This is a genomic window from Bordetella sp. H567 (assembly GCF_001704295.1).
Lineage (GTDB): Bacteria > Pseudomonadota > Gammaproteobacteria > Burkholderiales > Burkholderiaceae_B > Bordetella_C.
The window spans coordinates 1852804-1868543 of record NZ_CP012334.1; the positions used below are offsets into that span (position 1 = coordinate 1852804).

9 protein-coding genes are annotated in these 15740 nt (G+C 67.2%); 5 read left to right on the forward strand and 4 right to left on the reverse strand.

What is annotated here, in order from left to right:
* Positions 1–21: 21 nt before the first annotated feature.
* Both AKI39_RS08405 and glnE read right to left on the reverse strand, forming a co-directional pair.
* Entirely contained in the window at positions 22–726 is a 705-nt protein-coding gene (locus tag AKI39_RS08405) for an epoxyqueuosine reductase QueH (RefSeq protein WP_066634430.1), read from the reverse strand.
* An 8-nt stretch (positions 727–734) separates the two neighbouring features.
* Complete coding sequence (gene glnE, locus AKI39_RS08410; RefSeq protein WP_066634431.1) at positions 735–3719, reverse strand: bifunctional [glutamate--ammonia ligase]-adenylyl-L-tyrosine phosphorylase/[glutamate--ammonia-ligase] adenylyltransferase; 2985 nt, start codon at positions 3717–3719, stop codon at positions 735–737.
* A gap of 173 nt (positions 3720–3892) precedes the next feature.
* On the opposite strand from glnE, the gene AKI39_RS08415 reads away from it, so the two are divergent.
* Entirely contained in the window at positions 3893–7543 is a 3651-nt protein-coding gene (locus tag AKI39_RS08415) for a YhdP family protein (RefSeq protein WP_083228703.1), read from the forward strand.
* 416 nt (positions 7544–7959) lie between these two features.
* On the opposite strand, the gene rho is transcribed toward AKI39_RS08415, so the two are convergent.
* Both rho and trxA read right to left on the reverse strand, forming a co-directional pair.
* Positions 7960–9216: a transcription termination factor Rho gene (rho, locus tag AKI39_RS08420; RefSeq protein WP_066634433.1), complete on the reverse strand. Its 1257-nt coding sequence runs from the start codon at positions 9214–9216 to the stop codon at positions 7960–7962.
* Positions 9217–9300: 84 nt separating this feature from the next.
* Positions 9301–9627 carry a thioredoxin TrxA gene (gene trxA / locus AKI39_RS08425; protein WP_066634435.1) on the reverse strand — a complete coding sequence of 109 codons (327 nt, stop codon included), beginning with the start codon at positions 9625–9627 and terminating at the stop codon, positions 9301–9303.
* Between the two features lie 306 nt (positions 9628–9933).
* Between trxA and AKI39_RS08430 the strand changes: the two genes are divergently transcribed.
* From AKI39_RS08430 to ectA, 4 genes are all read left to right on the forward strand, one after another.
* Entirely contained in the window at positions 9934–11895 is a 1962-nt protein-coding gene (locus AKI39_RS08430; protein ID WP_076879677.1) for a DNA topoisomerase IV subunit B, read from the forward strand.
* A gap of 51 nt (positions 11896–11946) precedes the next feature.
* On the forward strand, positions 11947–14256 hold the full coding sequence (parC, locus tag AKI39_RS08435) for a DNA topoisomerase IV subunit A (RefSeq protein WP_066634439.1): 2310 nt from the start codon (positions 11947–11949) through the stop codon (positions 14254–14256).
* Positions 14257–14556: 300 nt separating this feature from the next.
* Positions 14557–15120, forward strand: coding sequence for a MarR family winged helix-turn-helix transcriptional regulator (locus AKI39_RS08440; RefSeq protein WP_066634440.1), 564 nt, complete (start codon positions 14557–14559; stop codon positions 15118–15120).
* On the forward strand, positions 15117–15665 hold the full coding sequence (ectA, locus tag AKI39_RS08445; protein WP_066634442.1) for a diaminobutyrate acetyltransferase: 549 nt from the start codon (positions 15117–15119) through the stop codon (positions 15663–15665). The genes AKI39_RS08440 and ectA overlap by 4 nt, the downstream gene beginning before the upstream one ends.
* The last annotated feature ends 75 nt before the right edge of the window (positions 15666–15740 follow it).

A 15740-nucleotide genomic window follows, 5' to 3' on the forward strand; every position in this document is an offset into this window, starting at 1 on the left:
CGGTATCCCCGCAATGTTGGATCAGCGCGTTTCCGGCGCGGCCGGCGTGTCTTCCAGCGTTTCCTGGTTGACCAGGCCTTCCCGTCCGTAGAACTTCACGCCGATATGGATGCGATCGCGGCCTTGCGCGCGGCGATGGCGGTTGGTGTCGCGCAGCGAATACACGCAGCCGCAGTATTCCTGCTGGTAGAAGTTCTCGCGCTTGCTGATTTCGATCATGCGCTGCGAGCCGCCGCCCTTGCGCCAGTTGTACGTCCAGTAGACCAGTTCCGGATAACGCGCCGCGGCCCGTTCGCCGCAGCCGTTGATCTGGTTCATGTCCTTCCAGCGCGAAATGCCCAGCGAACTGGTGATCGTGTCGAAGCCGTGCTCGTGCGCGTAGAGGGCGGTGCGCTCGAAGCGCATATCGAAGCAGGCGGTGCAGCGGGCCCCGCGTTCCGGCTCGTCTTCCATGCCCTTGATGCGATCGAACCAGTTATCCATGTCGTAGTCGGCATCGATGAATTCGATACCGTGCTTTTCCGCGAAGCGGATGTTTTCCTGCTTGCGGATCTCGTACTCTTTGACGGGATGGATGTTGGGGTTGTAGAAGTAGATCGCGTATTCGATGCCGGAAGCGTGCATGGCTTCCATGACTTCGCCGGAACAGGGCGCGCAGCAGGAGTGCAGCAGCACTTTGCGGCGGCCTTCGGGCAATTGCAGCGTGGGGCGGACGAGTTCGGACATAAGCGTAATTATATTGCCGTGCCGGACGGGCTTTCCTCATTCGTCCCCAAAACCGCGTCCCATAGCCGGCGCACGGCGTCCCGCTCGGCGGCCAGCACGGAGGCCTCCACGCGCGCCTTTTCCTGTCCTTGCAGCCGCATCTGGTGCTGCGTCCGGCGCAGGGTGCGGTAGGCGTCGGCCGCGCGCGCGGCGACATCGGCGTCCAGCAGTCCTTCGCGGGCCGCGATGCCCAGCAGCGCGATATTGCCCAGGTTGGCCACCAGCACCGGATGCACGGCCGCCTGTGTCAGCACCAGGTACTGCGTGACGAATTCGACGTCCACCATGCCGCCACGGTCGTGCTTCAGGTCGAACTTGTCCGTTTTGTTGGGGTGGCCCGCGCCGATCTTGTCGCGCATGGCCAGCACCTCGCGGCGCACCGCGGCGGCATCGCGCGGCTGCAGCAGGATTTCCTTGCGCACGTCCTCGAAGCGCGCACCCACCCCCAGATCGCCGGCGGCGAAGCGGGCCCGCGTCAGCGCCTGGTGTTCCCATACCCAGGCGTGCTTGCGCTGGTATTCGGCGAATCCTTCCACCGACACCGCCAGCAGGCCGGCGTCGCCGTCCGGCCGCAGCCGCAAATCGACTTCGTACAGACGCCCGGAAGACGTCATGGTCGAGAGCCAGGAAGTCATGCGGCGTCCCAGTTTGCCGTAGACCTCGACCGCGTCGTCGCGTGGATCGTCGTACAGGAACACCAGATCCAGATCCGACACGTAGCCCAGTTCCTTGCCGCCCAGCTTGCCATACGCGATCACGGCGAATCGGGGTTGCGCGTTGGGCAGCTTGTTCACCAGCGGCCATACGCGCCGCAGCGTTTCGGCCAGCAGCATGTCGGCCAGCGCGGACAACTGGTCCGCCAGCTTCTCCACCGTCAATTCGCCTTCCAGGTCCTGCGCCAGCAGCTGGAAGCTGGCCTGGCGCTGGATATCCCGCATCAGGTTCATCTGGCGCTCGATGTCCGGGCTGCCGTCCGGCAGCACGCAGGCATCCAGGTCGGCGGCCAGCTGGCGCGCCATGGCGCTGAAATCCAGCGGTTCATGCAGCGTGCGCCAGTCGATCAGGCTGTCGAGCAGGAGGGGATGTTGCGTCAGGTATTGGGCCGCCCAAGGGCTGGCCGCCATCATGCGCGCGACGCGCGCCAGCGTGTCGGGGTATTCGGCCAGCAGCGCCAGGTAGGCACTGCGCTGGGCGATGGCCTCGATCAGGTCGAACAGGCGTACCGCCGCCGCCGCGGGCGCATTGGTGCGTGCGGCCGCGCGCAGGGCCATGGGCAGCAGGATGTCGACGCGCTGCCGGCTTGCGTGCGGCAGCGTGCGCAGCCGCGGACCGCCCAGCAGGGCACGCGCGCGGTTCGCCAGCTGGCCGGTCTCTTCTACGCTGAACAAGGCATGGATTTCGTCCAGCAGCACGGTTTCCGGATCGCGGTCCTCGGCGCCGCGGTCCTTGCCGCCGGCATGGCTGGCGATCGTGCCGCCGCCATGGGGGCTGCCGCCATGGGTGCCAGCGGCGCCGTGCAGGCCGCTGCCGCCGGACCCGCCGTGGCCATGCGTGCCCGCGGTCCTGCCCGTGCGGTGGGCATCGCCCGCCGTGCCGTTTTCGCCGTCGCCCACGCCCGCCAGGCGGAAGGCATTGCGGAAGGTCTCCTCCACGAACGCGCGGTGTTCCCCCAGCGTGCGTTCGAAGGCGGCCGCGTCCATGTGCAGGGCCGCGGCCAGGGCGGCGCGCTGCGCCGGTTCCGCGGGCAGCAGATGGGTTTGTTCATCTTCCCGGTACTGCAATGCATGTTCGACGCGCCGCAGGAAGCGATAGGCCGCTTCCAGCCGCGCCGCGTCTTGCGGCGGGATCAGCCCCGCCTCGCGTTCGCAATGCAGGGCCGGCAGCAGCCCGCGCACCTGCAGGGCCGGCATGCGCCCGCCACGTATCAGCTGCGAGAGCTGCACGACGAACTCGATTTCGCGGATGCCCCCTTCGCCCAGCTTGATATTCAGCGCGCTGTCCATGCCGTTGCGGGCCAGTGCACGCCGTTCCCAATCCAGGCGGATGCGCTCGCGCAAGGTGCGCAGGGCGGCCAGTGCGTCGAAATCGAAATACTTGCGGTAGACGAAGGGCTGGCGCACGCTTTCCATCTGGCGCAGATGGGGCTCCGGGTCGCTGCCCGCGAAGGCGCGGGCCGGCATGGGCCGCGCCTTCAGCCAGGCATAGCGTTCCCATTCGCGGCCCTGGCCCACCAGGTAGTGTTCGAAGGCATCCAGGCTCCAGGCCAGCGGACCGCCGTCGCCGTCGGGCCGCAAGCGCAGATCGGTGCGGAACACGTGACCATTCGCATCGCGCTCGGAAAGGACCGGCATCATGCGCTGCGTCAGCCGCCCATAGAATTCATGGTTGCTCAGGCGCCGGGGTCCGGGGGTCTCGCCTTCCTCGCCGTAGAGCATCACCAGGTCGATATCGGAAGACACATTCAGTTCCTGGCCCCCCAGCTTGCCCATGCCCATGATGAGCATTTCCTGGGGCGCGCCCGTGGCCGGATCGATGGGCGTGCCATGCACCCCGGCCAGGTCGGTCGCCACGCTGCGATACGCCTCGCCCACCGCCAGGTCGGCCAGCGCGGTCATGGCGCCGACGACTTCCTCCAGGTCGGCGGCGCCACCCAGGTCGCGCACCATCAGGGCGCAGAACACGCGCTCGCGCAGGCGGCGCAGCACGGCCCGGCAGTCGGCCACGGGCAGCACGGCGGCATCGCCGCCGGCCAGGGCATCGCGCCAGGCGCGCAGCACGTCGGGCGTCAACGCCTGCGTGATGCCCGCTTCCCGCAGCCAGGCATGCAGATCGGGGCGGGCGTCCAGCGTTCGCCGTAGATGTCCGGACCACGCCAGGGCCGTCTCGAAGCATGCCTCGTCCGGCGCGGACGATGGGCGCGGCGCGCTCGCCGCCGGGGCGGGGGCGCCGGCCACGGAAGAGGCCGCCGAAGCATGCGCCGACGATGACGCTGAAGAGGCTGGGAAGGATGTCGAGGTAGACGACGGGGAAGAGGTCGACATAGATGGATAAGGGTTGCGCAGACGCCACGAAACATTTCGGGTATAAGGGGACGATACTGCAAGACCTCTCTCCTCGCTGAATAAACGTGCGTCTGCCCATCAAATTCCTCCGCGGTCTGCTCTGGAGCTTCTGGATCGTTTATGTCGCCGCCGCGGTGGGTTTGCTGGGGCTGCGCTATTTCGTGCTGCCCCGCATCGACCAATGGCGCCCGCAGATCGAACGCTACGCCAGCGAGGCGATCGGCGCCCCGGTGCGCATCGGCCACATCGCGGCGGACTGGCGCGGCATGAATCCGCGCCTGGCCCTGGCGGACGTCGAAATCAGCGACGGCCAGGGGGCCGCCGTCCTGACGCTGCCCGCCGTGGACGCCGTGCTGGCATGGCGCAGCATCCTGAATCGCGAGCCGCGGCTGGTGTACCTGCAGGCCGACGGCCTGGACCTGGCCTTGCGCCGCGACCGCGACGACCGGCTGTGGGTGGCCGGGCAGTCCGTCGATCTCTCGGGCGCGGACGACAGCGATGCCAGCCGCTCCGTCGCCCTGCGCTGGCTTGCCCGCCAGCGCGAGATCGTCCTGCGGCACGCCACGGTGCGCTGGGTGGACGAATCGCGCGCGGCGCCGGAACTGGTGCTGCAGGACGCCAGCTTCGTCATGCTGAACGGCGCGCTGTCGCATCGCTTCGCCTTGCAGGCCCGGCCGCCCGCCAGCCTGGCGGCGGCGCTGAGCCTGCGCGGCGAATGGGAGCGCTCGCTGTTCAGCCGCCACCCCAGCGACCTGGCCAGCTGGCACGGACAGGTGTATGCCGAGATGGCCGACGGCGAGCCGTCCGCGTGGACGCCCTGGGTGGCGATGCCACCGCTGCAAGGCCGCATGGCCGCCCGCGCGTGGCTGCAGGTCGATGGCCGCAAGCTGGGTACGGTCGCCATGGACCTGGTCGCGCGGCGGTTGGGGTGGCGCTGGCAGGATGGCGTGGTGGCGTCGGCGGGCCTGGTCCGGGCACGCCTGGAAGGTTTGCCCGGCGATCTCGCCAGGGCGGGACAGCATCCCGCCCTGGCCCGCAGCGCGAACGGTAATGGGCTCGTCTTGCGCGGCCAGGCCAGCGATGTCAGGGCGGAACTACCGGGCATATTCGAACAGCCCGTACTCGCGTTGGCCAACGCCAGCGTCGACACTACGGTGCACCGGGCGCGCACCGGCGTGCTGGGCCTGGAACTGCGCGATCTGCAGGCCGCGAACGACGACCTCGACATACGTCTGCAGGGCAGCTGGGAGGCGCGCGGCGAAACGGATGCCGGCACGGCCGACGTCCGCGGCACCCTGCAGCGGGCGACCATGAGCGCCATCCATCGCTACCTGCCCCTGACGGTGTCCGAGGACGCGCGGGACTGGCTGGCGCAAGCGCTGCAAGCCGGTGTCGTGCGCGACGCGGCCCTGGTGCTGCAGGGCGACCTGAACCAGTTTCCTTACACCGAGCCGGGCCAGAACGGCCGCTTCCATATCGGCGGTCCCTTCGTGGGCGCGACGGTGGACTACGCGCCGGCCGCGAAGGACCGCAAGGCCTGGCCCGCGATACTGGGCATGGACGGTGCCTTCGCCATCGACGGCGCCGCCTTGACCCTGGAGGGCAAGCCGGGCGGCGTGCTGCGGCCCGCCGATGCGCGGGATACCCCGCTGCGCCTGGGCGCGATCAAGGCCAGCATTCCCAACATGGAAGACAACGCCGAGCTCTATCTGCAGGGGCAGGTCCAGGGGGCGGTCCCGTCCTTCCTGTCCACGGCCAATACGTCGCCGTTGGGCGCCTTGCTGGAGAACCGGCTGGCGCAGGCGCGTGGTACGGGCGACTGGAGCGTCGCCCTGGCGCTGCGCGTGCCCTTGCTGCACACCGACGATACGACGGTGGACGGCTCGCTGTCCTTCAAAGATAACGACTTCACGCTGTATCCGGAGTGGCCCGCGCTGACGCAACTGCGCGGCATGCTGGAATTCACCGAAAAAGACCTGCGGGCGCGAGGCGTACAGGCGCAGTTCCTGGGCGGGCCGTTGAAGATCGACGGCGGGCTGCTGGACGCCCGCAACGGCCTGCGCTTCGACGGCCAGCTGACCGGCGCCGCGCTGGCGCAACTGGTGCGCGCGCCCGCGATGTCGCGCTTTTCCGGCCGCACGGCGGTGCGGGGCAAGCTGCTGTACATACGCGGTGGCCGCATCGACGTCACGCTGGAATCCGATCTGGCCGGCATGGCCATCGATATGCCGGCGCCCGTGGGCAAACCGGCCTCGGCCGTGATGCCGCTGCGCCTGCAGTGGAGTCCGGCCACGAACCCTGGCAGCCGGGACCGCGATTGGCTGACCGCCAGCCTGGGTGAAAACATCAACCTGCTGCTGGAACGCGATCCGGCCGAAAAGCGCTGGACGTTCGCGCGCGGCGCCCTGGGCGCCAACCAGCCCGCCACCTTGCCCACGCAGGGGATGAGCGTGCGCCTGAAGCTGCCGGACATCGACGTGGACGGCTGGCAGGATGTCGCGGACGGCTTCGAGATACCCCCGTCCAACGCCCCCAAGGGCCGGCGCGCCCCCGATACGCCGCTGCTTCCGCCGCCGGACCAGATCGCGCTGGATACGCCGCAGCTGCACGTGGCCGGCGTGATCTTGAACGACTTGAAGCTCTACGCGGTGCGGCCGGCGCCGGCGCAGTGGCGTGTAGACCTCCAGTCCAAGCAGGCCGCGGGGGCAATCTCCTGGCGCGAGGCTTCCGGCGCCATTGCCGGCCAGGTCACGGCCCGCTTCAAATACCTGTCCTTCGGCAAGGAAGGAGAAGAGAAACCGACGGACGATACCTCGTCCGGCGACGACCTCAAGGACATTCCGGCGGTGGACCTGCAGGCCGACGTGCTGCGCTTCTACGGCAAGGACCTGGGCAGCCTGCGCATCGTGGGCACGAATGTGGAGCGCGGACAGCGCTGGCGCCTGGATACGCTGCGCATCGCCAACGATAATGCGTCGCTGGACGCCACGGGCTTCTGGCGCCTGAGCGGGCGCGAGCGCGGCCTGACCGTCGATGCATCGCTGAAATGGGGCGACTTCGGCAAGCTACTGGCCCGGCTGGGCTGGCAGGACGTGGCCGCCGGCGGCGCGGGTTCGGCGGAAGGCAAGCTGACGTGGTACGACCTGCCGTGGTCCTACAACGTGGCCGCGCTGGACGGCAACCTGGCGCTGCGCATGGACAAGGGCCGGCTGATCCACGTCAATTCGCGGACGGGGCGGCTACTGGAGCTCTTGTCCATGCAGTCGCTGCAGCGGCTGGCCAAACTGGAATTGAATCCGGCCAACCTGTTCCGCGACGGTTTTCCCTTCGATACGATACGCGCCCGCTTCAACGTATCCAAGGGCGTGATCCGCACCGATGACTACAAGATCAACGGGCCCGTTGCCGCCATCGTCCTGTCCGGGACGACCAGCATCATCGATGAAACCTGGAATATGAAGGCCGTGGTGGTGCCCAACCTGGACGCCAGCGGCGCGGCGGTCGCGACGGCGCTGGCGGTGAATCCGCTGCTGGGCTTGGGCGCCTTCGTCACGCAGTGGCTGCTGAAGTACCCGCTGTCGCGGGCCATGACGGTGCAGTACGCGGTGACGGGGCCCTGGAACGACCCCAAGGTCGCGCCCATCGACGGCCCGCTACCGGCCGCCGCGACGACCGAGCCCGAAGCGGCGCTTCCCCGAGACCCGATCGAACACTAATGAAACCGCCCTCAAGCGGGGGGCTTCGTCACACCACGCGTCGCACGAAACAGATGCAACTCGATCCGGGACGCCGCGGATCCAGCTCCGCCGGTCCGCCAGCGTCGCCCCCTTGAGGGGGGAAGCGCGCAGCGCTTCGGCGGGTGGGTCTCTTCGGGGAGGGACCACTTCATCCCGCAAGAAACAGGTGCGGCCGATCCGGGACGCCGCGGATCCGGCTCCGCCGGTCCGCCAGCGTCGCCCCCTTGAGGGGGAAAGCGCGTAGCGCTTCGGCGGGTGGGTCTCTTCGGGGAGGGACCACTTCATCCCGCAAGAAACAGGTGCGGCCGATCCGGGACGCCGCGGATCCGGCTCCGCCGGTCCGCCAGCGTCGCCCCCCTTGAGGGGGGAAGCGCGCAGCGCTTCGGGGGGTGAGCCTACTTCTTCATCATGTCGAAGAATTCGGCGTTGCTCTTGGTGGCGCGCATCTTGTCCATGATGAATTCCATGGCCTGGATTTCGTCCATGTCGTGGATGAACTTGCGCAGCACCCACACCTTCTGCAGCAGCTCGGGCTTGATCAGCAGTTCTTCGCGCCGCGTACCCGACTTGTTCAGGTTGATGGACGGATAGACGCGCTTTTCCGCCAGGCGGCGTTCCAGGTGCACTTCGGAGTTGCCGGTGCCCTTGAATTCTTCGTAGATGACTTCGTCCATGCGGCTGCCCGTTTCGATCAGGGCCGTGCCGATGATGGTCAGCGAACCGCCTTCTTCCACGTTGCGCGCCGCGCCGAAAAAGCGCTTCGGGCGCTGGAGCGCGTTGGCGTCCACGCCGCCGGTCAGCACCTTGCCGGAAGCCGGCACCACCGTGTTGTAGGCGCGCGCCAGGCGTGTGATCGAATCGAGCAGGATGACGACGTCTTTCTTCAGCTCGACCAGGCGCTTGGCCTTTTCGATGACCATTTCGGCCACCTGCACGTGCCGCGTGGCCGGTTCGTCGAAGGTCGACGCGACCACTTCGCCGCGCACCGTGCGCTGCATTTCCGTGACTTCTTCCGGACGTTCGTCGACCAGCAGCACGATCATGACCGCGTCGGGGAAGTTGGTCGTGATGGCATGCGCGATGTGCTGCATCATCACGGTCTTGCCGGACTTGGGGCTGGCCACGATCAGGCCGCGCTGGCCCTTGCCGATGGGCGCGAAAATATCCAGGATGCGCCCAGTCAGATTTTCTTCGCTCTTGATGTCCCGTTCCAGCCGCATCACCTGGTTGGGATGCAGCGGCGTCAGGTTCTCGAACATGATCCGATGCTTGATCGCTTCGGGCGCCAGTCCGTTGACCTTATCGACCTTCACCAGCGCGAAATAACGCTCGCCATCCTTGGGCGTACGCACCTCGCCCTCGATCGAATCGCCGGTATGCAGGTTGAAGCGGCGGATCTGCGAGGGGGAAATATAGATGTCGTCGGTGCTCGCCAGGTACGAGGTGTCCGGCGATCGCAGGAAACCGAAGCCGTCCGGCAGGACTTCCAGCACGCCGTCGCCGAAGATCTGCTCGCCCTGCTTGGCGCGCTTCTTCATGATGGCGAACATCAGCTCCTGCTTGCGCAGCCGGTTGGCGTTCTCGATTTCCAGGGAGGCGGCAAGTTCCAGCAATTTGGAGACGTGTTGCGCCTTTAGTTCATTCAGGTGCATTGCGTTGATTTATCGGGGGAAGGTAAAGAGGAAGAGGGCGGCGGGCCACGGACGGGCCCGCGCGAACGGGGGAACGAGCGCTGCTTACAAGGCGCTGTCCAGGAATGCGGTGAGCTGGGATTTCGATAGGGCGCCGACCTTGGTGGCCGCCGCTTTGCCGTCCTTGAAAAGCATCAGGGTGGGGATGCCGCGGATACCGTACTTGCCCGGCGTCTCGTTGTTTTCGTCGACGTTGAGCTTGGCGATGGTGATGCGGCCGGCGTATTCCTTGGCGACTTCTTCCAGGATGGGCGCGATCATCTTGCAGGGACCGCACCATTCCGCCCAGTAGTCCACCAGCACGGGGAGGTCGGCCTTCAAAACGTCGGCATCGAAGCTGGCGTCGCTGACATGCTTGATTTGGTCACTCATGACTGTTCTCGTTGCTTTACGGCGGGGAGGCGTGCTTCGACCCGCCATTCTTGAGTTGGCAGGATTAAAGCATACCACTGTCCATCCGAACAGGCGTCACCGGTTTTTGTGTAGGATAACCAGCCTTGCGGCAGGGGCGGCTGGCGCCGACAGCCCCGTCCCCCGGGGCGCGTGCCCCGCACGCCCATGGTCCGCCAATGGGGCGAGCAAGGGGCTGCTCAGGATCTGCGCATCCCAGTTCGCACCGCGCCAATGCTGGGTCTTTTCTTAGAATGTCGGTTTTTTTCCACAGATGTTGGGGATAACTTGGCCACTCCACGTTATACAGAGGCGTCCATCCGGGTCCTGAAGGGCCTGGAACCCGTGCGGCAACGCCCGGGCATGTACACCCGCACCGAAAATCCGCTGCACATCGTGCAGGAAGTCATCGATAACGCCGCCGACGAGGCGCTGGCCGGCAACGGCAAGCACATCCAGGTCATCCTGCACGCGGACGGCAGCGTATCGGTCGAGGACGACGGCCGCGGCATCCCGGTAGGCATGCACCCGGAGGAAAACGCCCCGGTCGTGGAACTGGTGTTCACCCGGCTGCACGCCGGTGGCAAGTTCGATAAGCAGGCCGGCGGCGCCTATGCGTTTTCCGGCGGCCTGCACGGCGTCGGGGTGTCGGTGACGAACGCCCTGTCCAGCCGCGTGGAAGTCATCGTATGGCGCGACGGCGGCATACACCGCATGGTGTTCCGCGACGGCGATGTCGCCGAGCCGCTCGTGCCCTTCAGCGGCGTCGCCAAGAAGAAATCGGGCACGCGGGTCCGCGTCTGGCCCGATCCCGCCTATTTCGACCACCCCAACATTCCGCTGGCAGAGTTGACCCAGCTGCTGCGCAGCAAGGCGGTGCTGCTGCCCGGCACCCGCGTGACGCTGACGGTGGAAAAGACCGGCGACAGCAAGACCTGGCTGTACGAGGACGGCCTGCGCGGCTACCTGACCGAAGCCCTGGACGGCGCGGAATTGATGATCCCGATGTTCGAGGGCAGCCAGTACGCCGCCGCGGATCACGACACGTTCGCCGAAGGCGAGGGCGCACAATGGGTCGTGGCCTGGACGGAGGACGGCAACGCCGTGCGCGAGTCCTATGTCAACCTGATCCCCACGCCGGCCGGCGGCACCCATGAATCGGGCTTGCGCGAAGGCCTGTTCGCCGCGGTCAAGGGCTTCGCGGAACTGCACAGCCTGCTGCCCAAGGGCGTGAAGCTGCTGCCCGAAGACGTCTTCGCGCGCGCCAGCTTCGTGCTGTCCGCCAAGGTGCTGGACCCGCAGTTCCAGGGCCAGATCAAGGAAAGGCTGAACAGCCGCGACGCCGTCCGGCTGGTCGGCGGCTTTACCCGCGGCGCGCTGGACCTCTGGCTGCACAGCAATGTGGAATACGGCCGCAAGCTGGCCGAACTGGCGATCCGGCAGGCGCAGGCGCGCGCCCGCTCGGCGCAGCGTGTCGAAAAGCGCAAGAGTTCCGGCGTGGCCGTGCTGCCCGGCAAGCTCACCGACTGCGAATCCAGCGACACCTCGCGTACCGAAGTCTTCCTGGTGGAAGGCGACTCGGCCGGTGGCTCGGCCAAGATGGGCCGCGACAAGGAATTCCAGGCCATCCTGCCGCTGCGCGGCAAGGTGCTGAATTCCTGGGAAGTCGAACGCGACCGCCTCTTCGCCAACAACGAGATCCACGATATCGCCGTGGCCATCGGCGTCGATCCGCACGGCCCCGCCGACACGCCGGACCTGTCCGGCCTGCGCTACGGCCGCATCTGCATTCTTTCGGACGCGGACGTGGACGGCTCGCATATCCAGGTGCTGCTGCTGACGCTGTTCTACAAGCATTTCCCCAAGCTGGTGGAAGCGGGCAACGTCTACGTCGCGCGCCCGCCGCTGTTCCGCGTGGACGTGCCGGCGCAGGGCAAGCGCCCTCCGCGCAAGATCTATTGCCTGGATGCCGGCGAACTGGAAGCCGTGCAGGACAAACTGCGCAAGGAAGGCCAGCGCGAAGGCAGCTGGAGCATCAGCCGTTTCAAGGGCCTGGGCGAAATGAGCCCCGAGCAATTGTGGGAAACCACCATGAACCCGGACACCCGGCGGCTGCTGCCGGTCAGCTACGGCGACCTGGATCCGGAGCAGACAACCCGCGTTTTCGACATGCTCATGGGCAAGGGGGAATCGGCGCAGCGCCGCTCCTGGCTGGAAGAAAAAGGCAATCTCGCCGAACTCGATATCTGATCGCCGATGCCGCGCCGGCGCGCCGGTGCGGCATGGCAATGACGCGACACCATGACCGACAGCAATCAACAAGGCCTGTTCGACGCCGAATCGGGCGACGCCGCCATCACCCTGGGGCGCTACGCCGAGCAGGCTTATCTGGACTATGCCGTATCCGTCGTGCGCGGCCGTGCGCTGCCCGACGTCGGCGACGGGCAGAAGCCCGTGCAACGCCGCATTCTGTACGCCATGCAGGCCATGGGCCTGGGCCCTACCGCCAAGCCCGTGAAATCGGCCCGCGTGGTGGGCGACGTGCTGGGCAAATACCATCCGCACGGCGACCAGGCCGCCTATGACGCCATGGTGCGCATGGCGCAGGCCTTCACGCTGCGCTATCCGCTGGTCGACGGCCAGGGCAACTTCGGCTCGCGCGACGGCGACAATGCCGCGGCCATGCGCTATACCGAAGCGCGGCTCACGCCCATCGCCCGCGTGCTGCTGGACGAGCTGGAAGAAGGCACGGTCGACTTCATTCCAAACTATGACGGCAGCTATCAAGAGCCGCAGATGCTGCCGGCCCGCCTGCCGGTCATGCTGCTGAACGGGGCGTCCGGCATCGCCGTCGGCATGGCCACGGAAATCCCCTCGCACAATCTGCGTGAAGTCGCCCAGGCCTGCGTGGCGCTGCTCAAGCAGCCCAAGCTGCCCGACGAAGAGCTCTACGCCATGATCCCCGGCCCGGATTTCGCCGGCGGCGGGCAGATCATCACGCCGGCCGAGGATATCGCGCAGATCTACAACAGCGGCCGCGGTTCGCTGAAGGCGCGCGCCCGCTGGCAGTTCGAGGAACTGGCCCGCGGCCAATGGCAATTGGTGGTCACCGAGCTGCCTCCCGGCGCGTCCGGCCAGCGCGTGCTGGAAGAAATCGAGGAACTGACCAACCCCAAGGTCAAGGCCGGCAAGAAGGCACTGACGGCCGAACAGCAGCAGGCCAAGGCGCAGATGCTGGGCCTGCTGGATGCCGTACGCGACGAATCGGGCAAGGATGCCGCGGTGCGGCTGGTCTTCGAGCCGAAGACCTCGCGCGTGGATCGCGACGAATTCGTCAATACGCTGCTCGCGCAGACCAGCATGGAAAGCAGCGTGCCGGTCAACCTGGTCTGCATCGGCACCGACGGCCGCCCGCGTCAGAAGCCGCTGCGCGAAATCCTGCTGGAATGGGTGACCTTCCGCACGGATACCGTCATACGCCGTACCCGCCACCGCCTGGACAAGGTGATCGACCGCATCCATGTGCTGGAAGGGCGCATGGTGGTCTACCTGAACGTCGACGAGGTCATCCAGACCATCCGGGAATCGGACGAGCCGCGAGCCGCGCTGATGCAACGCTTCAAGCTGAGCGAACGCCAGGCCGAGGACATCCTGGAGATGCGCCTGCGTCAATTGGCGCGCCTGGACGGCATCAAGGTCGAACAGGAGCTCGCCGACAAGCGCGAGGAACAGGCCAAGCTGCAGGAGCTGCTGGACAATCCCGCTTCCCTGAAGCGCACCATCGTGCGCGAGATCGAGGCCGACGCCAAGCAGTATGGCGACGAGCGGCGGACGCTGATCAAGGCGGCGGAACGGGCGGTGATGGAAACCCGCGTGGTCGACGAGCCTGTCACGGTCATCGTGTCGCAGAAGGGCTGGCTGCGGGCGCGCCAGGGCCATGGGCATGACGCCACGCAGTTCGGCTTCAAGCAGGGCGACGACCTGTACGGTGCGTTCGAGTGCCGCACCACCGATACGCTGATCGCGCTGGGCGACAACGGCCGCGCCTACACGGTGGCGGTCGCGAACCTGCCGTCCGCGCGCGGCGACGGCCAGCCGGTCACCACCATGATCGACCTGGCCTCGGGCGCGCGCATCGTGCACATGATCGCGGCGTCCGGGGACACCCGCTGGCTCTTTGCCACGCAGGGCGGTTTCGGCTTCATCGCGCGCCTGTCCGACATGGCCAGCCGGCAGCGCGGCGGCAAGCAGTTCATCACCATGGAAAACGGCGACGCGCTGCTGCGGCCGGTGCCGGTCTTCGAAGGCGCGCAGCGCCTGGCACTGCTGTCGGCCAAGGGCAAGTTCCTGTTGTTCGGCCTGGATGAAGTCAAGACGCTGGCCGGCGGTGGGCGCGGCACCATCCTGATGGGGCTGGACGGCAGCGATACGCTGGCCCAGGTGGTACCCATCGGGCCCGCTGGCTTGCGGGCCACCGGGATGTACCGCAACAAGCAGGTCGAGGACATCCTGTCCGGCGCGCAACTGCAGGCGTATGTGAGCAAGCGCGCGCGCAAGGGGCGGCAACTGGACGTACGGCCCAAGCAGCCCGTGCTGTCGCCGGTGTTCTAGACCGGCGTTTACTTCCGGCCCAAGCCGGCGGTTCCACGGGCAATGCCCGGGGCCGCCGGTTTTTTTTGCGCCGGGCAACAAGCCGATGCGTTGGCACGGCGCCGGGGGCGGTCGCCACCGCCGCGGGGCCGCAGGGCACAAACGAGAAGGTATCGGAAGGTAAACGAGGGTGAAAGAGCGTGCCAAATCACCTTTGGCGGGTTCACAAGGGCCCGTTCCGTCCATATACTTCGTGCTCAAATCAATTCAGCAGAATTTATTTTTGCAAGAAACTTGTCTGGCAAATTAATTTCAGTACCCATGACTGAGCACATCCCCGCGGGAACCGCCGCACCCCCACCGCCCGCCCAGCAGTACGACCTGCGCATCCTGCGCGCGCTGCGGCGCATTACGCGGTCGATCGCGCTGCATTCCCGGCAATTGGCGGCTGTCAGCCACATCACCGCGCCCCAGCTCATGTGCCTGCGCACCGTCATCGGGCTGGGCCCGCTGACGTCCACGGCCATCAGCCGCGAAATCCACGTCAGTCCCAGTACGGTGGTCGGCATCCTGGACCGCCTGGAAGACAAGGGCCTGATCCGCCGCGAGCGCGGCCGCGAGGACCGCCGCACGGTGTTCGTGACCGCCACGGTCGCCGGCATCGAACTGGCCAAGCAAGCGCCGTCGCCGCTGCAAAAGCACTTGGCCGATGCGCTGAACGCCTTGCCGGAACTGGAGCAGGCCACCATCACGCTGTCGCTGGAGCGTATCGTCGCCTTGATGGAGCAGGGGGGGCAGGCCGCGCCGGCCGACGCCCACGATGCTTCCCCCATCCTGGATGTGCCGACCACCGGCCCCGCGCCTGAATCGGGCCTGGTGGTATGACGGAAGGCGTCGATAAGCGCGCGACGGCTCCGCTCGTCGCGCAGGAGCCCTCGCATCTCTTTCGTCCCCCACGCCTTGCCGACGGTGCGGTCATCCATCGCCTGGTCGCCGACTGCCCGCCGCTGGACCTGAACGCCGTCTACGCGTATCTGCTGTTGTGCGAACACTTCCCCGCCACCTGCGTGGTGGCGGAAAGCCCGGGCGGCAGCATCGACGGTTTCGTGTCGGCCTATGTGCCGCCGGGACGGGCGGACCGCCTTTTCGTCTGGCAGGTCGCGGTGCACGACCGCGCCCGCGGCCAGCGCCTGGCGCGCCGCATGTTGCACGCGCTGCTGCGCCGTCCGGAATTGGCGGACATCCGCCATCTGGAAACCACCGTCGGCCCCGACAACCACGCCTCGCGCCGCACCTTCACCAGCCTGGCCGCCGATCTGGGCGCCCATGCGGCCGAACAGCCTTTCTTCGGCAAGCAGCTGTTCGGCCAGTCGGATCACGACGACGAGATGCTGCTACGCATCGGACCGTTCGCGTCGATCCCGCGTTGAGCGGGTCGTCGCGGCTTCCCTTTGCGCGAAAGCGCGCATCGCCGCCACGGCGGGCCGCGTCTTCGCGTTGTCCCA

Bases quoted from the DNA above. Each gene is read 5' to 3' on its own strand.
- AKI39_RS08405 (WP_066634430.1), bottom strand. From the start codon at position 726: ATGTCCGAACTCGTCCGCCCCACGCTGCAATTGCCCGAAGGCCGCCGC.
- rho (WP_066634433.1), bottom strand. From the start codon at position 9,216: ATGCACCTGAATGAACTAAAGGCGCAACACGTCTCCAAATTGCTGGAA.
- trxA (WP_066634435.1), bottom strand. From the start codon at position 9,627: ATGAGTGACCAAATCAAGCATGTCAGCGACGCCAGCTTCGATGCCGAC.
- parC (WP_066634439.1), top strand. From the start codon at position 11,947: ATGACCGACAGCAATCAACAAGGCCTGTTCGACGCCGAATCGGGCGAC.
- AKI39_RS08440 (WP_066634440.1), top strand. From the start codon at position 14,557: ATGACTGAGCACATCCCCGCGGGAACCGCCGCACCCCCACCGCCCGCC.
- ectA (WP_066634442.1), top strand. From the start codon at position 15,117: ATGACGGAAGGCGTCGATAAGCGCGCGACGGCTCCGCTCGTCGCGCAG.